Raw genomic sequence first — 25,432 nt, 5'->3', positions numbered from 1 at the left:
ACGTTACAAAATGTATCTTGGCGCAGTAAACATTGTCCGGAATTTACCTGCTTTTTAAACAACCAGTTGCTAACGATGGCCAAACAAAACGGAAGCGTAGAGAAAGTAAAATCCATGGAAGCGTGGATCTGGGACGCAGCCTGCAGCATTAGAGGCGCAGCCGATGCCGCCAAATACAAAGACTATATTCTACCGCTCATCTTCGTAAAAAGATTGTGCGACGTATTTGACGATGAGATAGACCGCATTGCTGAAAAAGTAAAAACCAGAACCAAAGCCTTGCAATTGGTAGAGCGGGACAAATCCCTCGTGCGGTTTTACATGCCCCTTCGCCCAAAAGACCCTGAATCAGAAACCACCTGGGACGTAATCAGGACCCTGAGCGATAAGATAGGCGAACAGCTCACGGGCATCCTGCGTTCGGTGGCAAAAGAAAACACCTCGCTGCAAGGCATCATTGACCGCATTGATTTCAACGCCACCACCCACGGCCAACGCGATATAGACGACGACCGCCTGAGCAAGCTCATTGAAAAGATTGCCGAAAAACGATTGGGCTTAAACGACGTGGAACCCGACATCATTGGCCGCAGCTACGAATACCTCATTCGCAAGTTTGCCGAAGGCAGCGGGCAAAGCGCCGGCGAGTTTTACACGCCTGCCGAAGTGGGCTTCATCATGGCAAAAATTATGGATGCCGAACCGGGCATGGAAATATACGACCCTTGTTGCGGCAGCGGCGGCTTGCTGGTAAAGTGCGAGCTGGTGATGGAAGAAAAGATGACGTTGAAAAGCAAAACCAAGTACGCACCGCTAAAATTATACGGGCAAGAGTTTACACCGGCCACCTGGGCCATGAGCAAAATGAACATGGTGATACACGACATGGAAGGCGACATTGAAATTGGCGACACGCTGAAGAACCCCAAATTTAGAAAAGGCGGCAAGCTAAAAACCTTCGACCGCATTGTGGCCAACCCTATGTGGAACCAGGGCCGTGACAGCCTTTCCTACATCAGCGACGATTTTTTTATCAACGACGAAATGAGCCGCTTTCCCGCCGGCAGTTGCGGCGGCAAAATTGACTGGGGCTGGATGCAGCACATTTACAGCAGCCTGAATGAGGGCGGAAGGGCCGCCGTGATTTTAGACACCGGCGCCGCCAGCCGTGGCAGCGGCAACCAGGGCACCAACAAAGAGAAAGATGTGCGCAAATGGTTTGTGGACGAGGACTTGATTGAAGGCGTGATTTACCTGCCCGAAAATCTGTTTTACAATACCTCGGCGCCGGGCATTGTTATCTTTTTGAACAAGGCCAAGCAACATGGGGACAAGCTTTACCTCCTGCACGCCGGCAAAGAGTTTGTAAAAGGCGACCCGAAAAACTACATTACAGAAGCCGGTATCGAGCGCATTGCGGCGGCTTACACAACGTTTGCCGAAGAAGAAAAATTTGCCCGCCTGGTAAGCCGGGAAGAAGTGGTAAAGAACGACTACAACATTAGCCCCAGCCGCTACATACAAATTACCGATGCGGAAACCTACCGGCCTATTGCCGAAATAGTGGACGAACTGGCTGCGTTGGAAGAAGAAGCTGCTGTGTACAATGCGGAATTGAAAAACATTTTTGAAAAGTTGGGGATATGATGAAAGGCTGGGAAGTAGAAATTTTAGAAAAAATCGTAGACGTTAAAGGTGGCAAAAGATTACCAAAAGGAGAACGATTGCTTGATAACCCCACACCATTTCCTTATATAAGAGTTACCGATTTTGAAAATTATACAGTTAACACTTCTGACATTAAATACTTGTCACCAAGAATTCAAGAAAAGATAAAGAACTACATCATCAAAAAGGAAGATGTTTTTATTTCAATAGCCGGAACAATTGGATTTGTAGGAAAAATACCTGATGTTTTGGATGGTGCAAATCTTACAGAGAATGCAGCTCGGTTAATTGTCAAAGACAAGAATTTACTTGATAGAGATTTCCTTGTTTTCTTTTTATCGGCAAGTCACAATAAAGAAGATTTGTTGTCGAGAATGTCGAAAAATGCGCAACCGAAATTATCGTTGTCCAACATAAAATCATTTCAATTACTTCTTCCGCCGCTTCCCGAACAACGCAAAATAGCCTATGTATTAAGCACGGTACAAAAAGCAATAGAGCAGCAGGACAAACTCATTCGCACCACTACCGAACTCAAAAAAGCCCTGATGCAAAAACTCTTTACCGAAGGCACCAAAGGCGAACGCCAAAAACAAACAGAGATTGGGCCCGTGCCGGAGAGTTGGGAGGTGGTGAAATTGGGTAAGTTAGCTGATGTGACTTCAGGCGGAACTCCAAGTAGAACTGAAAGCAAATACTGGAATGGCGGAACAATCCCGTGGGTGAAAACTGGAGAAGTAGATTATTGTGTCATAAATGAAGCCGAAGAGCACATTACTGAATTGGGTTTAAAAAATTCATCCGCTAAACTCTACCCAAAAGGAACGTTATTGATGGCAATGTACGGGCAAGGAATTACGAGAGGGAAAGTGGCTTTGCTTGGTATAGATGCAACTATCAACCAAGCATGTGCTGCTATCATTCCAAGAAATGAACAAGAAATTTTAAGCGAATACCTCTATTACTTTTTTGAATTTCATTATGACTTCATCAGAAGCCTTGGTCATGGAGCTAATCAAAAAAATTTAAGTGGAACATTGATTAAAGGAATTGAAATCGCTTACTCCAAAACCATCGCTGACCAAGAGTTCATCGTTTCTACTCTTAAATGTTTCGATGAAAGAATCTCAATACATAAAAAGAAAAAGCAAACTCTCACCGATTTGTTCAAAACCCTTTTGCACGAATTAATGACCGGACAAAGACGTGTGCACGACCTGGAATTTGAAAACCTTGCAAAAGAATACACGCTAAGCGACGAACCGTTAACGATGGCCGCCGAAGCATAAAAGAAAGCAATGCCCAAACCCACCGAACACAAAAGCGTCCAGGCCCGCATCTTAAAATACGCCTGCGAAATTGGCTGGAACGTTGTTTCGCAAAGCGAAGCGGAACGCCGCCGTGGTTTTAATGCGTCGGCGGCTTCGCCAAAAGAAAAAGCAAAAGCGGCCAGCCGCTTTTTTGCCGATACCTTGTTTCAAAAAGTGGCGCAGTTTAACCCGCAGTTCGATGCAGGCAGCCCCACCGCAAAAGATGACCTTCTTCGCCTGTTGAATTTACCCCTGCCCACCATTCACGGCAACCGCGATTTTCTGCACTACCTGCAAGGGGTCAAAACATTTTTCAGCAAAGCCGAAGGGCGAGAGTTTAATCTTATCCTCATTGATTATGACAACCCGGCGAACAACGTGTATGAAGTAAGCGAAGAATATTATTTGTACAACGGTCAGTACGCCAACCGTGCCGATGTGGTTTTCTTCATCAACGGCATTCCGGTGGTGGTGATTGAATGCAAGAACGCCACCAAAGACGAAGCCATCGCCATCGGCATTGACCAGTTGCGCCGTTACCACCGCGAGACACCCGAACTGATGGTGCCGCAGCAATTGTTTACCGCTACGGAAAGCATCGGCTTTTCCTACGGCGTTACCTGGAACACCGTTCGCCGCAACATCTTTAACTGGAAGGATGAAGAGATCGGCAACCTCGAAGCCAAGCTAAAATCCTTCTGCAACATTCAGCACGTTCTCGACCTGCTGAAAAAGTTTATCCTGTTTGCGGAGCAGAACGAAGAACTGGCCAAGTTCATTTTGCGCCAGCACCAAAAAGCCGCCGTTGACAAAGTGGTGGAAAGAGCTTTGGACCCAACAAAGCAACGTGGCCTGGTGTGGCACACGCAAGGCAGCGGCAAGACCTACACCATGATTAAAACAGCGGAGTTGTTGTTTAAGGCGCCGCAAGCGGAGAAGCCAACCGTTCTGCTGATGATAGACCGCAACGAACTGGAAGACCAGATGCTCAAAAACCTGGCGTCCATTGGCGTGAACAACGTAGAGCCTGCGGACAGCATTCAGGACTTGCAAAAACTGTTGAAGCAAGACTACCGGGGCATCGTTGTAAGCATGGTGCACAAGTTCAGGGACATGCCGGCCAACGTGAGTTTGCGAAAGAATATTTATGTGCTCATTGACGAAGCGCACCGCACCACCGGCGGCGACCTTGGCAACTTTTTAATGGCCGCCGTGCCCAATGCCACCTTCATTGGTTTTACCGGAACACCCGTTGACAAAACGGTTTACGGCAAAGGCACGTTTAAAACCTTTGGCATTGACGACGACCAGGGCTACCTGCACAAATATTCCATTGCCGACAGCATAGTAGACGGAACCACACTGCCGCTTTTCTACGGCATGGCGCCAAACGATTTGCTGGTGCCGAAAGAAATTTTGGAACAGGAGTTTTTGAATTTAGCCGATGCGTACGGTGTGAATGACATTGAAGAACTGAACAAGATTTTGGAACGTGCCGTGAACACCAAAAACTTTTTAAAAGGAACGGAAAGAGTGGATAAAGTGGCGGCTTACGTGGCCAAACATTACAAGGAAAACGTAGAGCCTTTGGGTTACAAAGCCTTTCTGGTTGGCGTTGATCGTCCGGCTTGTGCCCTTTATAAAAAAGCATTGGACAAATACCTGCCGCCCGAATATTCCGAAGTGGTGTACACCGGCAACAACAACGACACCGAAGAATTAAAAGCTTATCACAACGACGCTAAACGGGAAAAAGAAATCCGCAAGAAGTTTACAAAGCTGGACGAATACCCGAAAATCTTAATCGTTACCGAAAAACTATTGACGGGTTTTGATGCACCCATTTTGTACGCCATGTACCTGGACAAACCCATGCGTGACCATACGCTGCTGCAAGCCATTGCAAGGGTAAACCGTCCTTATGAGAACGAAGAAAAGGAGATGGTAAAGCCGCACGGCTTTGTGCTTGACTTTGTGGGCATCTTTGAAAACCTCGAAAAAGCGCTGGCCTTTGACAGCGATGAAATCAATGCCATTGTAAAGGACATTCAATTGTTGAAATACCTGTTTCAGTCAAAGATGGACAAGAATGTGCCGCCGTATTTGGAACTGATTAAACACAACTTCAACGACAAAGACACGGACAACCTGATTGATTATTTCCGTGATAAATCCCGGCGCAAAGAGTTCTTTAAACTCTACAAGGAAATTGAAATGCTTTACGAGATCATTTCACCGGACAAGTTCCTTCGGCCCTATATTGACACGTACGCAACCGTTTCGGCCATTTACGGTGTGGTGAGAAATGCCTATGCAAAACGGGTGCAGGTGGACAGGGAATTTCAGCGCAAGACAAACGAGTTGGTGCAAAGCAAGGTGGCGGGTTCGGTTCCCGATTTCAACAACGAGTTTTTCGAAATCAACGAACAAACTATTGAGAAAATAAAGGATGCCAGCGGGAACGACAACACAAGAGTCATCAACCTGATTAAGAGCATCGAAAAAATAGCGGAAGAAAATTCAGACGACCCGTTTTTGGTCGGCATAAGGGAAAGAGCCGAAGCCGTAGAAGAGAATTATGAAAGCAGGCAGCAAAGCACACAAGAGGCGCTAGACGAAATAAAAAAGTTATTGGAAGAAGACCTAAAGCGGCGCAAAGAACAAGCGGAAAAAGGCTACGATGATTTGACTTTTTTTGTTTACAAAACCTTGCTGGAAAGAGGGCTTAAAAATCCGGAGGAAGTAACGGGGCAAATAAAAGGTGAGTTCATCAATCACCCGAATTGGCGCAGCAGCGAAAAAGAATTAAGGGAACTGCGCAAAGCAATTTACTATGCTGTCTTTGCCGAAGAAGATGATTTGGACAAGGTGGCAAAGCTGGTGGATGATTTGTTCAACCATTTATTCATTGCGTTTAAATTGTAGTGCATGGCAAAGTGGAAGGACAAGAAAGAATTTAAAGAGCAGGTTTATCGGGTAGCGGAAAAAATGAACGTCAAAGTAAACTCGCTTGCGCTGCGGCCGATGACCAACAAGTGGGCTTCATGTTCAACCGACGGCAACCTCAATTTTAATAAAGAACTTCTTGACATGGACAAAGACCTTGGTGAATACGTGATTGTTCACGAGCTGCTGCATTTCAATGTACCCAATCACGGCAAGCTTTGGAAAAGCTTGATGGCAGCGTATTTGGGCGATTATGAAAAATTGGAGTTGCGGCTAAAGAAGCTTTCCGGCAAACAAGTGGAAAGAGAAAAGTGAAAGGAGCAGTTGAATTTTCACCGGTAATGAGTTTGATGCCGCTTTACCGTTATCAATCTTCTTTGGAAGCTTATCAGTATCGGTAAGATAGACGAATGAAAAAGATTTTAGTGCTTTGTACCGGGAACAGTTGTAGAAGTCAAATGGCGGAAGGCTACTTGCGGCACTTCGCCGGAGACAAGGCAGAAGTGTACAGTGCAGGCGTAGAAACACACGGTGTCAACCCAAGAGCTGTTCAGATCATGAAAGAAGACGGCATTGATATTTCGCACCACACGTCAAACAATGTGGCGGAATACAGAAATCTAAATTTTGATTTTGTCATTACCGTGTGCGACAACGCAAAAGAAAGATGCCCATACTTTCCTTCCAGTGCGAAGAAGTTTCACCACAATTTTCCTGATCCTGGAAAGGCGACCGGAACGGAAGAAGAAATTATGCAGAAGTTTAGAGAAGTGCGGGACATGATAAAGCAATACAGTTGGGATTTTGTTGCTGAGCAATTGTAAGGAGCAACTGCCTTTCGTAGCGCCTCGGCAAACCGGCATTAAAACTTTAGTGAAGAAGATTTTGCAAGAGTGGTTTCTGAAGGCATTGCGCCATCGGGAGGGAGAGTAAGCCCGCCGATGGATTAAAAAGCCTGACGAATAAACAAATAACCACTATTTATGCTTACCTGAAATCATTGCCGCCTGTGCACCATCATGTAAAAAGAGGAACATGAAAATATCATAACTGGCCGATCAAGCTCTCCAGATATTTATAACCGCTGCCGGTGTTTAAAAACAAAACCTTATCGCTTTCAGAAAGCTTTCGCTCCTGCAACAACTTTTTTACGCCCTGCCACGCAGCGCTTCCTTCGGGAGATAACAGTATTCCTTCGGTTTCAGCGACTTCTTTGATCCCATTTATTATTTCGTTTTCACTAACCGTTACCGCTTCGCCTTTTGATTCATGAATAATTTCAAGCATCAACTCCATTCCAAAAGGAAAAGGTACTGCAAGGCCGTTTGCGATAGAAGGCCGGGGTGAAAACGTTTCTTTCCAAGAAACAGGGTCTATGATGGCAGCAACAAGCGATGCACAGTTTGCTGATTGCACGGCAATCATTTTCGGTAGAGGTTCCTGAATCCATCCAAGTTGCAGCATCTCCTGGAACGCTTTCCAGATGCCAATTAAGCCCGTGCCGCCTCCGGCGGGATAAACAACAACATCGGGAAGCTGCCAGTCTAATTGTTCTGCTATTTCATAGCCCATTGTTTTTTTGCCTTCGAGCCGGTAAGGCTCTTTCAGCGTCGATACGTCAAACCAGTTTTCTTGCTTTTTAATCTCATCCACTTTTTTGGCGCAATCATTAATCAAACCTCTTACCAAAATCACCTCCGCTCCAAACAACCTGCATTCGGTTTTGAATAATGCAGGTGTATGTTCCGGCATAACCACGGTGCATTGCATTCCCGCCTTTGCGCAGTAAGCAGCCAATGCGCCGCCGGCATTGCCAGCAGTTGGAATGATTAAACGGTCAATGCCTAATTCTTTTGCCTTAGACACAGCCATACTTAGCCCTCTTGCTTTGAAAGAGCCGGTGGGATTGTGCGCTTCGTCTTTTAGCAAAATAGATTGTAGCGGTGTCTTGGAAGCAAGCTTGTGCAAAGCAAGGATGGGTGTCATGCCTTCACCGAGCGAAACAATATTCTTCTTGTCGAACACAGGAAGCAATTCTGCGTAGCGCCACATGGAGTTTTCCTTTTGATCAATCCTGTTTCTGCTTAACGGAAGGCGTAGATTATACCGTACCAAAAGAGGCTTGTTGCAGCAGGGCGAAAATGTATTGATGAGGAGGGGAGAATACGTTTTATTACAGCGAGAACAAACAAGTTTTTCAATGAGACAGGTTTCGTGTGCGTAGGTTTTCATAAGAAGCTGTATTCATAGTGATCAATAAGCAACAATGTAAATTTAAAATAGGATAAAGGTTTGCTTCAACGAAATGGAAGCATCGCAATTTGCTTGTGGCAAAGCCATTGCTTTTTCAACAAAAAAGAAGGCCGCTCAAAATTCCGTTAGAAAGATTTAATTGTTTGAGTAGAAAACAGAAATCACGAAGACAAATTTTCCGTTGCGCTCACTCTGTGATTGACCGATGTAAAGGACTTTTGCACGACTTCCTTTTAGCCAATCGTTGATGTTTGCTTCTGCGATCTCGGGCCGGTCAGCCACAAACATTTTTACTTCCATGTAACGTTACAAGTTTTAGTTCGCAAGGATTTTTTTAAAAACGTTGTTTACTACACGGTCACAATACACCCGGTTAAATTCGTATATCTCCATTGAGCTGTACAAGTGTTGCAATTGCTCTTGCAGCATGGTCTTTGCCCGGTTTAATCGGACCTTAACGTTGACTTCCGAAATGTTCAATAGTTCTGCCGTTTCGGCAACGGAAAAACCTTCTATTTCCCGCAACACAAACACCGTGCGGTAGATAGGCGCAAGGTTGTTTAGACTGGCTTCCAAAAAATTTGAAAACTCTCTTTTCATGACGATCGTTTCAACGGCTTGCGCGTCTGTGTTTGAGAACAAAGGATTTGCGGTTTCACCTATATTTTCATCAGGTTGTTCGTTCCTTACAACACCGTGGCTTAGTTTATATAGGCACTTGTTCGACATAATTTTTGAAAGCCAGGTTTTATAGGCGGCCCTGCCTTCAAACTGGTTCAATTTTAAATAGGCGGCAATGTGCGTCTCTTGCATCAAGTCTTCTGCGTCCTGGTGATTGAACCCATAGCTCCGCGCAATTTTATACAACACACCATTGTATCGCCTTATCAAAATTTCAAACAGGGCTGTATCGCCAGAAATTATTCTATTGATAATTGTTGTCTCGGAAAGCGCAGCGTATAATTCCGTTTTTCTCATGCGTAAATGTCGTTTGTACTTTAGGCCAATCTATCCATGCGTGGGCTTGTTTTAGGTCATAGAGTTTGAAAGCGGTAAAAAGGTTACAAAAATTACGATTTTTTATTAGTTTCTTTTCTCAATATTCCTGTAAGTCCCGCCGCCTCCACCATTCACACCTTTTTGCTAAAAATTTTTTGTAACCTTTTTTGAACTCGCTTACTCTATATCTAAAAAGGGTAAAACAAAATATGCGTTGTTAAACCTTCTTTGTCTTTTTTGAACGACTTAGCATTGCCCGTTTGCCGTATTCAACATTGGTTCACATGCAAAAAACATTTTATGAAATACAAGAAACCAATCCTTGTAGTCTCTTCCATGGCCGTCGTTGTTTTTTTTCTGCAATGCTCACGTGACATTAAAAAAGACGAGGTATCAAGTGCTGGCTTGCCCGCAAGCGGAATGGCCGCCAACAAAGAAAAAAACAAATCACTGGTTACTGAAGGACGGGAAATCTTTCGCTACGATGCTTTTGGTGATGGAGATTTTTGGAGCGGACTTCTGCATATAGACAAAGCAATTGCGGGCGTCAACAATGGAGGCTTTGGGGCTGGTGTCAGTCCTAAAACAGCACTGTCGGTTGGACTAAAAGTTGATGCCGATGCGTTGCCCGCCGAAGTTGTCAAAGGTCTCAAAGAAGGCACGATAAACCTCGATGATCCGGCCACGACCATCGCCTTGCTGAAGCTCAACGCAGTGGTTGGCGTAAAAGGTAATTTCAACAATGAAGGCGGACTAAAATCAATCGGCATTACCTGTGCGTCTTGTCATTCAACGGTGGACAACTCTTTCGCACCGGGAATCGGGAAAGGATTGGACGGCTGGCCAAACAGGGATCTAAATGTGGGTGCAATCATCTCGTTAACCGATAACGCACCGCCGATAGCCAACCTGCTGCATGTAGACGAGCCGACGCTTCGGTCGGTACTCGGCGCTTGGGGCCCCGGAAAATTTGCCGCTGTATTATTTATGGACGGCAAGGCTGTGCGTCCGGACGGGAAAGTAGCCGCCAACCTGATACCGGCCGCATTCGGATTGAAAAACATTGACCTTACAACGTATACGGGATGGGGCGACATTTCGTATTGGAATTCCTTTGTTGCCAATTTGGAAATGCACGGGAAAGGAAATTTTCACGACGACCGGCTGAATGATCCAATCAAATACCCGATTGCAGTGGAAAACGGCTTTTGGAACGTAACGCACACGCCGGATTTAATCACTGCGAAATTGCCTGCGTTAAGAGAATACCAGCATTCTATTGATGCGCCGAAACCACCATCGGGAAGCTTTGACCACGGCGCGGCAGGACGTGGCAAAGCCGTTTTTCTGACCAAGGCAAAATGCGCTACTTGCCACAAAGAACCTTTGCTGGCCGACAATATCCTGCACAGCGCAGCGGAACTTGGCATTGATGACTTTGAAGCCAAACGATCGCCAACCGGCAAATACCGCACGACACCGTTGGGAGGCCTGTTTGCACGGGCAAAAGGCGGCTTTTATCACGATGGCCGGTTTGCAACGTATGACGACGTTGTCAATCATTACAACGCGTTTCAACATTTAAACCTGACCACGACAGAGAAAAAAGATTTGGTCGAGTACCTGAAATCATTGTAGTGTTTTAACTATTATTTCGTAAGGAAACGCCTGCAGACGTTATTTTGAAAGATGAACTAGACAATGCTGGGCGACAACGCCATCTTTACAACAACGCAAGAAAAGTCAGATCACTATGATTTGGGCAAGATTGACGAAACGTTTTTAAAGAACCGGGTTGATGACTTTACCCGGCACTTTTATATCTGTGGTCCGGATAAAATGATCAGTGACATCAATGAACTCTTGATTTGCTTAGTGCAAAACCAGACGCGGTCGTTTTTGAAAAATAAATTTCTCGGGCTTGTTATTTCCGGGACTTCGACAAAGCTTTCTAGATTCGGAGTCGCATTGTTATACTGACGGCGGAGTACTGCCAAATAACGAACGTAAACCAAAACAACAGAAAGAGATGAACAAGGATAAAACAAATAACCAGCCCATTTCTGCACCAACAGAATCTACTAACGTTCCCGTAGAATTAAAAATTGACGAGTTTCTCTACGAAGCCGTTGACAGTTCCACTTTTATTAATACCAGTGAATGGGCAAAATATTTTAACGAAGCCCCGGTAGATCCCTACATAAAGAGGGCTACCGGTATAAATCTATGGCCTGGTTTCGAATTAAATACTGCGCAGCACCGGCTATCAAAGAAATTGATCAACACATAACCGCAGTAAACAAACTGAGTGGAATGAGCGAGCAGGAAAACGAAAATTACTTAAGTACAAGTAAACCTTTGTGGACATTTGTGGAAACAGGTGTCGTCAAAGTGTTGATGTAGAAACAAAATCAGGGGTTTTTACCGTTTCATCAGGTATCAACTACACCGCATAACATAGATAAATCTGGAACCGCTCAACAAGAAGTTACTATCACGCAATTGGACAACGAAAGCAAAGACGAAAACGGAGCAATCATTATCTCCGAAATCTCAAATGCCAGCCTTTCTATTTTTTTCGCCAAGCTGCTTAAAGCAGCAAAACACGAAGTCAAATTACAAAACCAATGCAATTGACAGTCTGGGTTATGCACCCTCATAGGTAAACCCTTGAACGTAAGCAGTCCTTCTTGCCAATTTGCAAGCCCACTGTTTAATGCTGCATTGCCCGATAAAACATTTCAGAAGGACTGTAACCTTTTCTGTCTTTGCTTACTCAATAAGAGTAGCTACAAAACAATTGACATGAAAAAGAAAATGCTTTTCCGCTCCTGCATCTTGATTATTGCCATGGTTGTTGCGTTCCTTCCGGCAACCTCACAAAAGAAAAAAGCTTCTAAGCTTTCCGATGCAGAAATTGCTTCGGTAGCAGTTGCTGCGAACCAAATAGACATACAGGCAGCCCAACTAGCACAACAAAAATCAAAAAATGCCGAGGTGCTCAATTTTGCCAAGACCATGATTGCGGACCACCAATCAGTTATTGACAAAGCTTCGGCGCTCGTCACCAAGCTGGGCGTCACGCCAAAAGACAACGCAGTTACCAGACACCTGCAGGCCAACGCCAAAAAAACAATGGCACGGTTAGAAGCTAAGTCAGGACCAGCTTTTGACAAAGCCTATGCACAAAACGAAGTGACCTATCACAAGGCCGTGATTGCCGCTGTGGATAAAACGCTGATTCCCGATGCGCAAAACGCGGAACTTAAAAGTTTGCTTCAAAGCGTATCGCCGGTACTCCACACCCATTTGGAACACGCAGAAATGGTGGCAAAAAACCTGAAGTAAAATGACCCTCATGAAAACATTAAAGGCAGGCAGCGTTTGGCTGCTTGCTTGCCTTGCTTTTATTGCAAGCTGCAACGACCATAAGCCAAAACCCGACAACCTGCCGCATGTAAACGAGAACCCGCAAGCGGCTAACTCAATCGATTCATCTGCTGCTCCGGCTGTGCCTCAACCCGGCGACCACAGGTTTATTGTGGAGATCAACAAGATGAAATTCGTTCCCGATCAATTAACCGTTCACAAGGGCGATACTGTCGTTTGGATCAACAATGATTTGACCAATCATTGCGTGACCGATACCGGCAAAGCCTGGACATCTTCGACAATCGTACCGGGTAGATTCTGGACAAAAGTGTTCACCAAAAACGCTGATTATTTCTGCGCCATTCATGTCGTCATGAAAGGCAAAATTCAGGTCGAATAAAATTGCGGTTGTCAAGTATAGGCTTTGATTTTACACGCGTGTATTGCAAAGCAAATAAGCATGAACATTCGCTCCACGGAATGGAGAGTCTACCTTACAATCGGGAGACCAAATGCGGTTACATAGACCGACCACACCGAACCTGATGAGATAAAATTGTTTGGCACTAAAAGTTACTTTTTGTGCACGGCGGTTACAAACGATGATACTGGTATTGGTGTGTTGATGCAAAATGCGTCTTGCCGTCGGCACCAGCCCTGTTTTTCGATCTGCACCTTTCGAATACTTCGTTCAATCCGATATTTTCCGGCACCGTCATGTTATTTCTGTAATGCACCTTCCACTCAAGATGCGCGGTTGATTTTTTAACCCCTAAAACCAATACCATGCATTCAGTAAAAAGTACACTGAAGAAGATCGCAGGTCTTGCGCGGCTGCCCGTAGCAGTCGCGTGGGCATCTCCGTTGTTTGTTGCGTTTTTATTGCTTCAAAGTTGTAAACGAGAACTTTCTCCACCAAAGACTGAACCCGAAAACGCCTTGCAATCAAAATCACTGAAGGTGGAAGGCAACAAGGCTGTGGACGTAAAGCTTGTTGCCGACAACTTTGTGTCTCCTGTTGGTTTGGTCGCTGTGCCCGACAAAAGCAAGCGTTTGTTTGTAATTGACCAGGTTGGAAAAATCTGGATCATTGACGGTGCCGGCAATAAATTACCAACGCCCTTTTTAGACATCAGCAGCAAACTGGTTACACCGCTGTCGCCGGGCTACGACGAGCGCGGACTCTTGGGCCTTGCTTTCCATCCCAACTATGCTTACAACGGTAAATTTTATGTTTTTTACACCGCTCCACCGCCCCCCGGCGGTCCCACCTCCGATGCAGGAAACACGGGACTTCCAAAGGTTTGGAACAATATGACGACGATTTCCGAATTCCGAGTTTCGTCTAATCCCAATATGGCCGACGCGGGCAGTGAAAGAAAAATTCTTCAGCAGCCTCACCCGCAGTCAAATCACAACGGCGGCACGATTGCTTTTGGACCTGATGGCTATCTCTATATAGCGATCGGTGACGGCGGTAACAAGAACGACATTGGGCCTGGTCACGTAGAAGATTGGTATGCCTTTAACGCCGGCGGCAATGGGCAGGACATTGAACAAAACCTTTTAGGAAACTTTCTGCGAAATTGATGTAAACACCACGAGCTTGGGTAAAGCTTACGGCATTCCGCCGGATAATCCATTTGTTGGGAAGAGAGGCCTGGACGAAATATGGGCTTATGGTTTTCGTAATCCCTTCCGCTTTTCATTTGACATGAAAGACGGGCACCGCTTGTTTGGTATGGATGCTGGCCAATCGAGATATGAAGAAATAGACCTGGTGGAAAAAGGTGGTAATTACGGTTGGAACGTAAAAGAAGGCACTGAATGTTTTAACGCAGCCAATGAATTTGCTGAGGTTCAAAATTGCCCCGATGTAGATGCTTTTGGCAACAGGCTGATTGATCCGGTCATTCAGGTAAAAAACTGGTTGAATCCGGAAGGAGGAGGAAGAGCCACCACGATCATTGGCGGAAATGTTTACCGGGGTAACGATTTGCACGGCCTTGAGGGGAAATACATTTTTGGAACCTTCTCGCAAACGCCCACAACTCCAAACGGTGAACTTTTTATCGCCAATCCACACGGCCCCTCCTTGTGGGACTACCAGGAAATAGAACTTGCAAGCCACCCCGGTGATATCGGTTATTATCTAAAAGGATTTGGGCAAGACCTGGAAGGCGAAATGTATTTGGCTGTTTCCAGCAGGCTCGGACCCGCTGGCAATACCGGAAAAATTCTAAAGCTGGTTATGGTCAAAGACAAGAAAGACAACGACGACAAGTCATTAGATGATAAGGATAAATAAATCCATGTAATCAAATTAGGGAGGCAGCTATCACTGGCTCCCTAATTTATGTTCTCTTCAAGTGGTAAAGAAGATTCCATTTCTAAAACCAAAAATAAAAGAACATGAAAAAGATGAACATCAAAACCGCTGTTCTTCCGGCCATTTCATGGACGATGGCTTGCATGTTGTTCTTAATGAGTTGCCAAAAAGCAATTCGGCCCTCATCTGACCAAAACAGTCCGGTGGTTTTACAAGAAGCCAAAGCCAATTCCCAAAAGCCCAATGAAAACAAGAAAGTTGGCCACTTCGCACAAGTGAACCTAACGGCCAACAACAACGAATACGGTGCACCAAACATTGATCCAACGCTGCTGAATTCATGGGGGCTTGTTTTTAATCCAAACGGCACGGCCTGGATTTCTTCACAAGCTGGGCATGTTAGCAACGTTTACAACAGTGAAGGCGTACCCAGGCTGCCACTTAATCCCGTCAGCATTCCTTCACCGGGCTCAAATACGGGTGGAAATCCTACGGGCATCGTGTTTAACAGTGTCTCTACAGACTTTATAATCCCCGGTAAAGGCGGTGCAGTGTTTATTTTCGACGGCGTCGATGGAGTGATTTCTGCTTGGAACGGCAGTTTGGGAAAACAAGCCGCGAGAATCACGGCGGGACAAGGCGCATATACAGGCCTTGCTCTTGCCGCCAATAACGGCAAACAAAATTTATACGCTGCCAATTTTGCCACCGGTCACATTGATGTCTGGAACAGCACGTGGACAATGGTGTCCATGCCGTTTACAGATCCCAATTTGCCGGCAGGGTACTCGCCCTTTAATATCTGGAAGGTTGGAGGCAACCTGCTTGTGATGTATGCAAAGGTTGACCCGGTAACGCACAGAAGCCAAGCGGGTGAAGGTCTGGGTATTGTTGACGTTTATAGACCCGATGGTTCATTCGTTCAACGCTTTGCAACGGGAGGACCGCTGAATGCTCCCTGGGGTATAGCCATGGTGCCGCGTTCCTTTTTCCACCAGGAAATGGATGAAATGGATAATGACGATAATGAAGGCCAGAATCAAAATTATATCTTGATTGGAAACTTTGGCAACGGCCGCATCAATGCCTACAGAACGAACGGGAAGTTTGTTGGTCAGCTACGTGGCAAAAAAGATCCGATTGTGATTGATAAATTATGGGCTATCATGCTTCCCCCGTCTACGTCTACCATCGATCAAAGCCGCCTGTATTTTACAGCAGGACCCGATGAAGAAACCGACGGCCTTTTTGGCTACCTGATCGCAAAGGATGACGATTAATAAGAAAGCCTCCTAATGGAGGCTTTCTTATTAAAGCAATTTCTCTGACGTTAATAAAATATGAACACACCACCCAAATTCGATCCGAAAAAAGGAACAGATATAGATGCGTGGATTTCCTTACAAAAATTTGATTAGCGAGATATTCATGCCAATATGTAAACCTGACCCCAATTTGGTATGTTTAAATACGCTTTTAAAAACAGTTAATTATGCGAAAACAAAACTCACTTTTCTTCCTTTTCCTTTTTGGGTTTTTCCTCTTCATTACCCGATCTGGTTTTGCCCAATCGACGATACCTTCAAATGGTTCGGTGGCGCCGCTATTCACGGCCAAGGCAAGCCAGTCGGGTAAACAGTTCAATTTTTCCTTGAAAAAAGCCCTTGCAAAGGGACCGGTGGTGGTGTATTTCTATCCATCTGCGTATACAGGCGGATGCGATTTGGAAGCCCATACCTTCGCTGAGTACAAGGACACTTTTACAAGGGCAGGCGCTACCATCATCGGTGTATCAGCGGACGACATTGAACGACTCAAATCATTCTCCTCTGACCCGGAGTTTTGTGCGGGGAAATTTCCTGTGGCTTCAGATCCTGAAGGCCAGATTGCAGCGACGTTTGGCCTGAAACTAAAACCCCCACAACCGGGTGTGAAAGACGTACGCGGTGAGCAGGTGACACACGGCTTCATACCGCGAACAACGTTTGTAATTAATAAAGACCGCAAAATCGTAGCGATGTTCTCCTCTGATACCGATCATCTATCACCGGTTGAGCACGTGAAAAAATCGCTGGCCATTGTAAAAGCAATGTAGTTGTTTGCCGTTGTGGTTCTTGTGAAGTGCGATGCTGATTATTTCGGACTAGGTGTTTTGTTAATTGAACCTACTGCGATCATTCTCTTGCGGGTTCAACATGAATGAGCACATGGCCAAGTTGCGGTAGCCTCTCTCGCAACGTATCTTTCAAATGGTGCGCTATGTTATGCCCTTCGCGTACAGTAATCTCTCCATTCACGGTGGCGTGAAGGTCAATGTGGTATTTCATGCCGGCCTTACGGACAAAGCATTTTTCCGTGCCCCGCACACCTTCAACCGTTAAGGCTACCGTTCTGATTTCACTCACCAAATCATCGTAATAATGTTCGTCCATGATTTCACCCAACGCGGGACGAAAAATCAGGTAGCTGTTGTACAGGATAAATCCGGCAGCAAACAGGGCCGCCCAGTCATCGGCTGTTTCGTAGCCTTTCCCGAGCAGAAGGGCAATGGAAATACCAATGAAGGCGGAGACAGAAGTGATCGCGTCGCTGCGATGGTGCCATGCATCGGCTTTAAGAGAGGAACTGTTGATTTCCTTTGCGCGTTTCAATACCATGCGAAAAGAAATCTCCTTCCAGACGATAATTCCTGCAAGTATAAAAAGCGTCCACACTTTCGGAAGTTCGTGAGGTGTGCGAATGTTGTGAATGCTCTCATACGCAATGACTGTTGCAGACATCACCAGAAAACCCGTCACCAAAAACGTAACCAGCGGCTCAATACGTCCGTGTCCGTAAGGATGATTTTTATCGGCAGGACGGTTGGCATACCGTATTCCTATCAAAACGAGAAACGAAGAAAATATATCTACTGTGGATTCAATTGCGTCAGCAATCAAGGCATACGAATTTCCAAAAAAACCGGCGGCTCCTTTGATTGTTGCAAGACCCGCATTGGCGGCCATGCTCCAGTACGTTGTTCGAATGGCCGTTTGTTCCTGTGTCATGTTTTCACTTGGTTTGAATGAGCAAAGCTAACTTCTTCCTGGATCGGGAATTTGATTTGCAGAGGTCATCATTTGTAAGCAAACAATCGAAGTAGATTATTCACAAGCAATGTAGAATAGTTGGAGGCAATTACAGTAGGGCTTATGTATGCAGTACGAAAAGTGTAGGCGTAAGGAATGCTTATCTTAAAGAATGTGAAATCGAAGGATAAAATTATTCTGAAATGGAATGTTATCAAATAAGGATATGGTTTATCCCGTCTGCACTGACAAGATACATGACAATTGTTTTTCCGTATTTGAAACAATTTTTCCGCATTACGTAAGTGGTCAAATTTTGATTGCCCCGACTTTTGCAGCTTTAAAAAGAAAAGTGAAACGAAATTATATTGTAATCCTTAGTCTTTTGCCTTTATCCTTATTTGCACAGCAACCAAAAGACTCGATTAAATCTTCGGTTTTAGAGGAAGTTACTGTGACCGGTATAAAGACCGTGCGGGGCACGGGTCACCTGCCCGAAGCAAAAGACGGAGTGATTTACGCCGGTAAAAAGAACGAGGTAATTATTGTAGACAGCCTTGACGCCAACAAAGCCATCAACAACACGAGGCAGGTGTTGGGTCGAATCCCGGGATTAAACATCGTGGAAACGGAAACCGGCGGCTTTACAGCAAATGGCATTGCAACGCGAGGTTTAAATCCAACCCAAAGTATTGAAATGAATACCCGTCAGAACGGCTATAACATTAGTGCTGATGTGTTTGGGTATAACGAGGCGTATTACATCCCACCCATGGAAGCCGTTAGCCGCATCGAGATGGTTCGCGGCGCTGCATCGCTGCAATTTGGTTCGCAGTTCGGCGGCATGGTCAACTACGTCGTCAACGAAGCGCCGAAGAACAAAGCCTTTGAACTCTATACTTCGCAAACGGGGGGCAGCTTTGGTTTGTTCAATTCTTTTAACTCGATTGGCGGCACGATTAAAAAATTTAGTTATTATGGCTTCGCTCAATACAGAACCTTGGACGGTTGGCGGCCCAACAGCCAACAACGACAATTCTCTGCCTTTGCTAGGCTTCAATACAATGCGTCTAATAAGTTCATAGCAGGTGTAGAATACTCTTTGCTCCGCAACCGGATTAAAATGCCGGGTGGCCTTACCGACAGCATGTTTGCTGCGAACCCACGTTCATCATTCCGGTCACGCAACTGGCTAAAAAGCCCTTGGAACATCTTGGCAGCTTTTGCGATTTACACGATTTCACCGAAAACGACGCTCAGCATTAAATCCTCCTTTCTCTTTAGCAACCGCGCTTTGGTTTGGCGCAATGAAGATGGCGGTGCCGGAGCTTTGGATGAAATAGATCCTTCCACCGGCGAATACGTTCACCGTGAAGTGGAAAACGAGGACATGCGCAATACAACGACTGAGCTCCGGTTGCTGCACAATTATATACTGGGCAACAACCAAAATACGGTAGCCGGTGGCGTTCGTTATGCCTACGCCTGGTTTAAACGGCAAGGTGGCGGCGAGGGAACAACAGGTTCGGATTTCGATTTGTCGGTTGCGGGGCCTTATGAATACGATCTTGATTTTACCACAACCAACGTTGCTCCTTTTATTGAAAACATTTTTCGGTTCGGCAGTCGTTTATCGCTTACTCCCGGCTTTCGGTTTGAATACCTCAGAAGCACGGGGAAAGGATACAAAGAGGAAGGGCCGGACAAAATTATCACCAACGAAAACCGGAAAAGAAGCATTCCACTTTTCGGCGTCGGTTCGCAATATAAAACGTCGTCAAATACGAACGTCTATGCAAACATTACCCAGGCTTACCGACCAATCGATTATTCGCAGCTTACTGGTTTTGGTTTAACGTCGAAAATTGATCCCAACTTGAAAGACGCCAAAGGCTTTAATGCGGATCTTGGCTACCGGGGTACCGTAAAGAACGTTCTGAATTTTGATGTTGGGGCCTTTTACCTGGCCTATAACAAGCGCATTGGCACCGTTTTAATCAATCCAGGAACCGTTAACGAATACACACTGCGAACCAACGTGGCCAATAGCGTCCACAAGGGGCTGGAAAGCTATTTGGAATTTAATCTGCTTAAATACCTCAACGCTAATTCAACAAAAGGACTAAGCCTTTTCAACTCACTTGCTCTTATTGACGCAAAATATACAAGCGGTGAATTCAAAGGCAACCGTGTGGAGGCAGCAGCCAATTACGTCAACAGGATTGGCTTAACCTATGCCGATAAAAAGTTTTCCGGCACACTGCAAATGAACAACGTGGGCGATGCTTACGGCGATGCTACAAATGAAAAACGTAGCAATGATCCTGTTGCTGGTTATATTCCTGCCTATACAGTGTATGACCTTAGCGCAACCTATAGAATTAATAGATATGCTCTAAAAGCAGGTGTCAATAACCTCGCAGACAAAAACTATTTCACACGCCGTACGGACGAATATCCTGGCCCTGGGATCATTCCGTCAATTGGCAGAAGCTTTTATCTGGGAATTGCGGCAAAGTTTTAAAGCTCTATTATTTAAATTTTTTCAAGGCCTGCCATTGCAGGCCTTTACCACGCCAGGCTTTTGCCAATTTGAAGCCGTGGTATTGACTGTGTTCGTTCTCTACTAACAGCAAGAATTCCCTAATTGCATAGGTGGACATTTTACAGAGCCGTAGCTGCAAAAAACGCAACAGTCGCCAGCTTTAGGTTTCAGTCTTGTCTTACACATTTTACATTCATAAAAGTATTGACAGGCGTTTGTGGGCATGATTTCTTCTTGTTTATGTCCGCAAACAGGACAGGTTATAATTGATTGAAGGATGATTGTTTTGTCCATTAGTGATTGTTTACGGTTTGCGAAACCACTTTGTACCCTGTGCTGTTAATGGCAGTCGCAACAATGGCTGCGGAAGTTTTACTATTGTCAAATGTTACAACGCTGTTCGCATTGTCAAAAGAAGTCTGATAATTGATCACACCTCTGACTTTTGCAATTTCACTGTTAACGTGTTCTGTGCAGCCTTCGCAGGTCATGCCTTTGATGGTAAATGTTGCCTGCTTAATATTGCTTTTGTCGTTGATGACGACTTTTGGTTGCGCTGCTTCCGGGTAAAATGCACTTGCATAATAAGGAAAGGCAATCAACAGTGCTGCCAGGGCTGTCACAATGCTTAGAAAAGCCGTTGACTGAAGAAAAGACTTTTTGTTGTCGGATTCGCAGTGACACTCCGGCTTAGTTTTTAACCTCAACTTTTGATACCAGGCAAAGGCAAATACAAGAACTGTCATCCCAATCAGGTAAGGCCTGAACGGTTCAATCCAGTAAAAGGAAGAAACGAGTCCACTCGCTCCGCCAAGGAAGGCTAAAACGGGTGTAATGCAGCAAAGCGATGACGCAGTTGCCGTTAAAAGTCCAGCAATAAAACTCTTGGTATTTGTTTTCATGTGTCCATTAATAGGCTAAAATAAACTTGATCCGCCGTATTTAACTATGTTTTGCTCTTTTCCGGTGCTGATTCCTTGCCCACTTTTGCGGGTAATCTTGGTCGCTTCACATGAAGAAGGACGAACGAAAGCTGAGGGTCAAAAAGCCTAATGAGTGATTCGGCCGTAAATACCATTGTAAATGAAATCAACAACCTCTAATGACTATTTACATCCTTGATCCCGTTCATCCAAAAGTTGTTGATATGGCAAAAGAAAAATACAACGTAGTAACGGTCCCTGAGTCGAGAACCGGTGATTGGCGACTGGAGGCTGATGCAATTATTGTTCGCACCCATGTTGTGAATGGAGAAGATATAGAAAGCGCAAAAAAACTGAAAATTATTGCCAAGCACGGTGTGGGCGTTGACAACATTGACTACGAAGCCGCCAGGCGAAAAGGGATTTTGGTTACCAACACACCTGGCGCCAACTCGATCACGGTGGCCGAGTATGTCGTTGCCTTAACCCTCGCACTTTGCAGAAACTTGTGCATTTATTCCAACGATCTGCGAGCGGGAAAATGGCGTGCGCAACCCACAGCTTTTGAATTAAACGGCAAAACGATTGGTTTGGTGGGTTTGGGAGAGGTAGGCAGGCGTGTAGCCAAAATGTTTAGTCAGGGCTTTGGCGCTTCTGTAAGTGCTTATGACCCTTACGCTAGCGAAAAAATATTTAATGACCACAACGTGCAACGGATAACAGGCCTCAGTGACTTGCTCAGCATGAGTGATGTTGTAAGCCTGCACGTTCCGCTTACGCCTACCACAAAAGGGATGATTGGAATCCAAGAGCTTCGGCTAATGAAGCCGCAGGCAGTATTGATCAATGTCGCAAGAGGTGGAATTGTAAACGAAGCCGATTTGTATACAGCCCTGAAAGAAAAAATAATTTTTGCAGCCGCCTCCGATGTTTTTTTGGAGGAACCGGTAAACGAAAATCATCCGCTGCTTCAATTGGAAAATTTCATGGCCTCGCCGCACGTAGCCGGGACAAGTGACGAATCCCTCATACGCATGGGAATGGACGCTTTGGAAAACATCGAGGCCCAGTTCAGCGGCAAAACACCACGAAACATTGTTTGACTGCGAGAGCTTACTAGGAACATCCTTGCAGCGAGAATTTGTATCTTACTGCTCATAATCTCTTCGAGCATTATTTTTCTCATAATGTGTTACGCTCGCAAGTTTTAACAGGGTGCTTTTAACTTTTCCCTTTCTACCTCGTCAATAGCTACGTTTCAAATTGCAGAGAGAAAAAAATTTATGACTATTCGCTTCGCAGCCGCCGTGTTATTGTTTTTAGCAAGCGGCTTTTGCTTTAATCAGTCGGTTCAAATAAAGGTGACAAGAGCACAGCGCTGGGCTATTCCGGTCGGCGTTGTTATGATCATACTTGAAATCGTCGTGCTCACGGGTCGCGATTAGCCTTGTCCAAATACGTTAGCAGTTACCATTCAGACAGACTTTCATCGACACAAGATTTTATGCTTTTGCACCTGGTGGTCAAGTGGCTACCTAAATTGCTGTTTGTTGCAATCAGCTTTTCTTCTTTTATTTCCGCGACTGAAGATGGAGTTGGGAGAAGCTCACAATACCTTTTTTCAATGACTACAATACTTAGATAAAAACTGAACAACTCTCTGTTGACCATGCTGAAATAATACAACAGCAAAAGCAAGAGCTATACGAATTTGTGGTAGTGTCTCAGTTTGAAATCACATAGGTTCAGTCAAGAAAACATACAAGCGTTTGCAATTCTGATCTTTTTGTTCTTTGTTTACAAAAAAATCCATACTGCATGAAAACAAAATCAATTTTACTCCTGTTAGTAACTACGTTTTTAATTTTTACCTCGTGTAAAAAGGATGTTTCAAAACCCCAGGTTACCTATACAAACAACGCAAGCCAGGGCACCGCATCAAGCGGGCAATTTACTCTCACCGGGCACATTTCATCCCAAATCTCATTAGCACAGGTAACACTGACCAAACAAGGGGATTCAAATCCGTTTTTGGTTGATCAAACAACCGCAAAGAACAAGAAAGAATATGATTTTTCATATCCAATTACAGGTATAACCGCAAACACAACTATAATCATGAATGTCTCTGACCAGAATGGCGGGACGAGTAGCTCACAATTCCAAATCCTAAAGTAGTTACCTTAAGAAATATAGTTAAAAGCCGGGAGTAATTTCCCGGCTTGTTTCATTTAGCACCCTCGTTCTTCTTGTACGAACGTCTTTTTTGGTTCCTCTTCCGGCACAAGGTTCACAATATCTGCCTCGCTATTATTTCACCCCTGCTTCTATTTTCTCGCGAAGAACACAAGAAAAAGGAGAAAGAAGAAAGAAGAAAGAAGAAACCCAAGCTACTACCCATGAAACCCTCCATAGTAAGGATGCAAATACCTCCATAAATTTTATCACTGTTATATTCAAGTCGTTATTTTAATGGAGTATTTGGGTGTGAAAAATTTCCGGTTTTCATTGTCCTGGCCAAGAATCTTCCCGAAGGAACGAAAAAGGAATTGAGTTTTATGCTCGGGTCAATAACATACTCAGGAATCTTTTCCGGTTAATCATTTTTAAACTTAAGTGCGCTCACATGCATGCCAACGAGATTTCCCTGGTCTAAACCAACCAAATTAGAGGTAAGCACGTGTATTCCGGCATAAAAACGCGAAAGCGCAAGTTCATTTGCAAAATCAGAAAATTTTGTAAATATCCGTGGAGTAAATCCGAGACTGTTAATCGTATTGTCTGTGAAAGTAGTATTGTTACCAAAAATATCTGCAAGCACTCTTGCAGAAGCGCCCGCCTGCACTGAATGCGCGGAGGTGTAGTCGGGGAACGGTGGCGTGGGTAATGTTGGAACCCATGTCGAATTAAAGTTGGCCCTGATAAAAGTTATTGGCCTTTCCTGGTTATACTGGTATTTGGTTTTATAACAGGATACGATAGCATCGGCAATTGCAATACCCACTTTGCAATAGGCTTCAGCCGCAACTGCAAGATTCGAATTTTTGCTGGCAAGCACAGAACTTAAAACGGAAATTGACACGCTTGGGCCAGGCAAAGCAGCCCAATACTTAGCAATAATAATATGCTCAGGATTCTGGTTGATTGATTCATGATACACGGCTAATTCCTCCTGGTAGAATTTTGACGAAGACTCGGTAGAATACGCGGGGGGTGGGGGCGGTTGCGTACTTGCAGCATTGTTCTTTATAAAAGTTCTGTTATTGCCCCAAGACGGAAGTTGAGCGAGTTGACCTGGCTGGGGAACCCATAATCCCGGACCTACCGGAGGAACATAGGTTGATGGAAATGGATTAAGGTAAGCCTTATCTCCGCCATCGGAAACAGACCATGAATAAATAGCATTTGATATATCCCGGCCAAACTTTAGCGAACGGTCTAACACGTCCTTTGAAACCATTGATGCAAACAAGGTGTTGAGTGAAGCTTCTAAGGAATCAATCGTAAAATTTTGTGCAGAAGAAGTATTGCCAAACATGTGATGAACCATGTTCGCCAAAGCAGCATTGGCACAAGAAGGATAAAAATATTTCTCTCCGTGAACTACTTGTGGCAGCGCAGGCATTTCATTGAGCTGGCTCTGCATAGATTTATCTCCGGGAATGCCTGGCATAACTGATTCATATAGGGCAAGCCCCATATAACCGAATGCTCGTGAATTAATGGGGCCAGGGCTTTGGTTAGGTGTCGTGCGGGAAAGGTTAATTGCAAGGGCATACCACTTTGCAGGGACATCCGCTCCAAACTTTATAAGTGGAGCGTTCTGAACATCTGCACTAAACGCGTCTGTAACCGGCTCATCGAACGACGAATTCGTAATCCCGTTCTTTTTGCAGCCGCTATTCAAAACAGCGAATGCAGTCATAAGCATAAGAACAGCTTTCATTTGAATTTTCATAATCTTTTATTTTATAATTATGGATAAATGAATTAAAACCCCAAGCTATTCTCCAAGACAT

At 44.9% G+C, this 25,432-nt stretch carries 23 protein-coding genes and 1 pseudogene; 17 read left to right on the top strand and 7 right to left on the bottom strand.

Translation table 11 applies throughout. The features are described 5' to 3' along the window. The first annotated feature begins 75 nt into the window (after window positions 1-75). The 5 genes from FSB75_RS05270 to FSB75_RS05250 all read left to right on the top strand — a co-directional run bounded on the left by FSB75_RS05270 (window position 76) and on the right by FSB75_RS05250 (window position 6,748). Window positions 76-1,647, top strand: coding sequence for a type I restriction-modification system subunit M (locus FSB75_RS05270; RefSeq protein WP_146783826.1), 1,572 nt, complete (start codon window positions 76-78; stop codon window positions 1,645-1,647). Next, complete coding sequence (locus tag FSB75_RS05265) at window positions 1,644-2,957, top strand: restriction endonuclease subunit S (RefSeq protein WP_146783823.1); 1,314 nt, start codon at window positions 1,644-1,646, stop codon at window positions 2,955-2,957. The genes FSB75_RS05270 and FSB75_RS05265 overlap by 4 nt, the downstream gene beginning before the upstream one ends. A gap of 9 nt (window positions 2,958-2,966) precedes the next feature. Beyond that, complete coding sequence (locus FSB75_RS05260; protein WP_146783820.1) at window positions 2,967-5,903, top strand: type I restriction endonuclease subunit R; 2,937 nt, start codon at window positions 2,967-2,969, stop codon at window positions 5,901-5,903. A gap of 3 nt (window positions 5,904-5,906) precedes the next feature. Further along, complete coding sequence (locus FSB75_RS05255) at window positions 5,907-6,239, top strand: M48 metallopeptidase family protein (protein WP_146783817.1); 333 nt, start codon at window positions 5,907-5,909, stop codon at window positions 6,237-6,239. Window positions 6,240-6,334: 95 nt separating this feature from the next. Then, the gene (locus FSB75_RS05250; RefSeq protein ID WP_146783815.1) at window positions 6,335-6,748 is read left to right on the top strand and encodes an arsenate reductase ArsC; all 414 of its coding nucleotides are present in this window, start codon (window positions 6,335-6,337) and stop codon (window positions 6,746-6,748) included. Between the two features lie 220 nt (window positions 6,749-6,968). Here the strand turns inward: FSB75_RS05250 and FSB75_RS05245 are convergent, their stop codons facing one another. The 3 genes from FSB75_RS05245 to FSB75_RS05240 all read right to left on the bottom strand — a co-directional run bounded on the left by FSB75_RS05245 (window position 6,969) and on the right by FSB75_RS05240 (window position 9,155). Beyond that, window positions 6,969-8,156 carry a threonine synthase gene (locus FSB75_RS05245; RefSeq protein WP_146783812.1) on the bottom strand — a complete coding sequence of 396 codons (1,188 nt, stop codon included), beginning with the start codon at window positions 8,154-8,156 and terminating at the stop codon, window positions 6,969-6,971. 156 nt (window positions 8,157-8,312) lie between these two features. Beyond that, window positions 8,313-8,477, bottom strand: coding sequence for a hypothetical protein (locus tag FSB75_RS21770; protein ID WP_172623067.1), 165 nt, complete (start codon window positions 8,475-8,477; stop codon window positions 8,313-8,315). Window positions 8,478-8,492: 15 nt separating this feature from the next. Beyond that, window positions 8,493-9,155, bottom strand: a complete 663-nt coding sequence (locus FSB75_RS05240) for a sigma-70 family RNA polymerase sigma factor (RefSeq protein ID WP_146783809.1) — start codon at window positions 9,153-9,155, stop codon at window positions 8,493-8,495. 321 nt (window positions 9,156-9,476) lie between these two features. Here FSB75_RS05240 and FSB75_RS05235 point away from each other — a divergent pair, with 321 nt between their 5' ends. From FSB75_RS05235 to FSB75_RS05200, 8 genes are all read left to right on the top strand, one after another. After that, on the top strand, window positions 9,477-10,814 hold the full coding sequence (locus tag FSB75_RS05235) for a hypothetical protein (RefSeq protein WP_227990773.1): 1,338 nt from the start codon (window positions 9,477-9,479) through the stop codon (window positions 10,812-10,814). A 391-nt stretch (window positions 10,815-11,205) separates the two neighbouring features. After that, window positions 11,206-11,466: a hypothetical protein gene (locus FSB75_RS05230; protein ID WP_146783807.1), complete on the top strand. Its 261-nt coding sequence runs from the start codon at window positions 11,206-11,208 to the stop codon at window positions 11,464-11,466. Window positions 11,467-11,981: 515 nt separating this feature from the next. Then, window positions 11,982-12,524, top strand: coding sequence for a DUF4142 domain-containing protein (locus FSB75_RS05225; protein WP_227990772.1), 543 nt, complete (start codon window positions 11,982-11,984; stop codon window positions 12,522-12,524). 10 nt (window positions 12,525-12,534) lie between these two features. Next, window positions 12,535-12,948, top strand: a complete 414-nt coding sequence (locus FSB75_RS05220) for a plastocyanin/azurin family copper-binding protein (RefSeq protein ID WP_172623066.1) — start codon at window positions 12,535-12,537, stop codon at window positions 12,946-12,948. Window positions 12,949-13,334: 386 nt separating this feature from the next. Then, window positions 13,335-14,138, top strand: a complete 804-nt coding sequence (locus tag FSB75_RS22205; protein ID WP_146783802.1) for a PQQ-dependent sugar dehydrogenase — start codon at window positions 13,335-13,337, stop codon at window positions 14,136-14,138. Window positions 14,139-14,154: 16 nt separating this feature from the next. After that, complete coding sequence (locus tag FSB75_RS22200; RefSeq protein WP_172623065.1) at window positions 14,155-14,856, top strand: PQQ-dependent sugar dehydrogenase; 702 nt, start codon at window positions 14,155-14,157, stop codon at window positions 14,854-14,856. A gap of 104 nt (window positions 14,857-14,960) precedes the next feature. Further along, on the top strand, window positions 14,961-16,157 hold the full coding sequence (locus FSB75_RS05205) for a TIGR03118 family protein (protein WP_146783796.1): 1,197 nt from the start codon (window positions 14,961-14,963) through the stop codon (window positions 16,155-16,157). Window positions 16,158-16,369: 212 nt separating this feature from the next. Then, a complete protein-coding gene (locus FSB75_RS05200; protein WP_146783793.1) occupies window positions 16,370-16,972 on the top strand; it encodes a peroxiredoxin in 603 nt (200 codons plus the stop codon). Window positions 16,973-17,051: 79 nt separating this feature from the next. Here FSB75_RS05200 and FSB75_RS05195 read toward each other — a convergent pair whose 3' ends face one another. Next, window positions 17,052-17,924 (bottom strand): cation diffusion facilitator family transporter, encoded by an 873-nt coding sequence (locus FSB75_RS05195; protein WP_146783790.1) that lies wholly within the window; start codon window positions 17,922-17,924, stop codon window positions 17,052-17,054. A 406-nt stretch (window positions 17,925-18,330) separates the two neighbouring features. Between FSB75_RS05195 and FSB75_RS05190 the strand changes: the two genes are divergently transcribed. Next, window positions 18,331-20,469 (top strand): TonB-dependent receptor family protein, encoded by a 2,139-nt coding sequence (locus FSB75_RS05190; protein ID WP_172623064.1) that lies wholly within the window; start codon window positions 18,331-18,333, stop codon window positions 20,467-20,469. A gap of 102 nt (window positions 20,470-20,571) precedes the next feature. Here the strand turns inward: FSB75_RS05190 and FSB75_RS22300 are convergent, their stop codons facing one another. Together FSB75_RS22300 and merTP are read right to left on the bottom strand one after the other, a co-directional pair. Continuing rightward, complete coding sequence (locus tag FSB75_RS22300) at window positions 20,572-20,784, bottom strand: GDCCVxC domain-containing (seleno)protein (RefSeq protein ID WP_146783785.1); 213 nt, start codon at window positions 20,782-20,784, stop codon at window positions 20,572-20,574. Beyond that, a complete protein-coding gene (gene merTP, locus FSB75_RS05180; protein WP_146783782.1) occupies window positions 20,784-21,392 on the bottom strand; it encodes a mercuric transport protein MerTP in 609 nt (202 codons plus the stop codon). Before merTP ends, FSB75_RS22300 begins: the two co-directional genes overlap by 1 nt. Before the next feature lie 200 nt (window positions 21,393-21,592). On the opposite strand from merTP, the gene FSB75_RS05175 reads away from it, so the two are divergent. The 3 genes and pseudogenes from FSB75_RS05175 to FSB75_RS22350 all read left to right on the top strand — a co-directional run. After that, window positions 21,593-22,516: a hydroxyacid dehydrogenase gene (locus tag FSB75_RS05175; protein ID WP_146783779.1), complete on the top strand. Its 924-nt coding sequence runs from the start codon at window positions 21,593-21,595 to the stop codon at window positions 22,514-22,516. Window positions 22,517-23,231: 715 nt separating this feature from the next. Beyond that, window positions 23,232-23,591, top strand: a complete 360-nt coding sequence (locus FSB75_RS05170) for a hypothetical protein (protein ID WP_146783777.1) — start codon at window positions 23,232-23,234, stop codon at window positions 23,589-23,591. Window positions 23,592-23,861: 270 nt separating this feature from the next. Then, window positions 23,862-23,966: pseudogene (locus tag FSB75_RS22350) on the top strand (family 1 glycosylhydrolase); the annotation flags it as partial. A 43-nt stretch (window positions 23,967-24,009) separates the two neighbouring features. On the opposite strand, the gene FSB75_RS05160 reads toward FSB75_RS22350, so the two are convergent. After that, entirely contained in the window at window positions 24,010-25,371 is a 1,362-nt protein-coding gene (locus FSB75_RS05160; protein WP_146783774.1) for a vanadium-dependent haloperoxidase, read from the bottom strand. Between the last annotated feature and the right edge of the window lie 61 nt (window positions 25,372-25,432).

The sequence above is a fragment of the Flavisolibacter ginsenosidimutans genome, assembly GCF_007970805.1.
GTDB classification, from domain to species: domain Bacteria; phylum Bacteroidota; class Bacteroidia; order Chitinophagales; family Chitinophagaceae; genus Flavisolibacter; species Flavisolibacter ginsenosidimutans.
Note: the sequence above shows the minus strand (reverse complement) of the source record. Positions and strands in the feature narration are given on the sequence as shown.

Excerpts from the sequence above, each read along its gene's own strand:
- FSB75_RS05270 (WP_146783826.1), top strand. The coding sequence starts at position 76 with ATGGCCAAACAAAACGGAAGCGTAGAGAAAGTAAAATCCATGGAAGCG.
- FSB75_RS05230 (WP_146783807.1), top strand. The coding sequence starts at position 11,206 with ATGAACAAGGATAAAACAAATAACCAGCCCATTTCTGCACCAACAGAA.
- FSB75_RS05175 (WP_146783779.1), top strand. The coding sequence starts at position 21,593 with ATGACTATTTACATCCTTGATCCCGTTCATCCAAAAGTTGTTGATATG.
- FSB75_RS22205 (WP_146783802.1), top strand. The coding sequence starts at position 13,335 with ATGCATTCAGTAAAAAGTACACTGAAGAAGATCGCAGGTCTTGCGCGG.
- FSB75_RS05205 (WP_146783796.1), top strand. The coding sequence starts at position 14,961 with ATGAAAAAGATGAACATCAAAACCGCTGTTCTTCCGGCCATTTCATGG.
- FSB75_RS05220 (WP_172623066.1), top strand. The coding sequence starts at position 12,535 with ATGAAAACATTAAAGGCAGGCAGCGTTTGGCTGCTTGCTTGCCTTGCT.
- FSB75_RS21770 (WP_172623067.1), bottom strand. The coding sequence starts at position 8,477 with ATGGAAGTAAAAATGTTTGTGGCTGACCGGCCCGAGATCGCAGAAGCA.
- FSB75_RS05225 (WP_227990772.1), top strand. The coding sequence starts at position 11,982 with ATGAAAAAGAAAATGCTTTTCCGCTCCTGCATCTTGATTATTGCCATG.
- FSB75_RS05240 (WP_146783809.1), bottom strand. The coding sequence starts at position 9,155 with ATGAGAAAAACGGAATTATACGCTGCGCTTTCCGAGACAACAATTATC.
- FSB75_RS05245 (WP_146783812.1), bottom strand. The coding sequence starts at position 8,156 with ATGAAAACCTACGCACACGAAACCTGTCTCATTGAAAAACTTGTTTGT.
- FSB75_RS05255 (WP_146783817.1), top strand. The coding sequence starts at position 5,907 with ATGGCAAAGTGGAAGGACAAGAAAGAATTTAAAGAGCAGGTTTATCGG.
- FSB75_RS05265 (WP_146783823.1), top strand. The coding sequence starts at position 1,644 with ATGATGAAAGGCTGGGAAGTAGAAATTTTAGAAAAAATCGTAGACGTT.
- FSB75_RS05195 (WP_146783790.1), bottom strand. The coding sequence starts at position 17,924 with ATGACACAGGAACAAACGGCCATTCGAACAACGTACTGGAGCATGGCC.
- FSB75_RS05260 (WP_146783820.1), top strand. The coding sequence starts at position 2,967 with ATGCCCAAACCCACCGAACACAAAAGCGTCCAGGCCCGCATCTTAAAA.
- FSB75_RS05235 (WP_227990773.1), top strand. The coding sequence starts at position 9,477 with ATGAAATACAAGAAACCAATCCTTGTAGTCTCTTCCATGGCCGTCGTT.
- FSB75_RS05250 (WP_146783815.1), top strand. The coding sequence starts at position 6,335 with ATGAAAAAGATTTTAGTGCTTTGTACCGGGAACAGTTGTAGAAGTCAA.
- FSB75_RS22300 (WP_146783785.1), bottom strand. The coding sequence starts at position 20,784 with ATGGACAAAACAATCATCCTTCAATCAATTATAACCTGTCCTGTTTGC.
- merTP (WP_146783782.1), bottom strand. The coding sequence starts at position 21,392 with ATGAAAACAAATACCAAGAGTTTTATTGCTGGACTTTTAACGGCAACT.
- FSB75_RS05200 (WP_146783793.1), top strand. The coding sequence starts at position 16,370 with ATGCGAAAACAAAACTCACTTTTCTTCCTTTTCCTTTTTGGGTTTTTC.
- FSB75_RS05160 (WP_146783774.1), bottom strand. The coding sequence starts at position 25,371 with ATGAAAATTCAAATGAAAGCTGTTCTTATGCTTATGACTGCATTCGCT.
- FSB75_RS05170 (WP_146783777.1), top strand. The coding sequence starts at position 23,232 with ATGAAAACAAAATCAATTTTACTCCTGTTAGTAACTACGTTTTTAATT.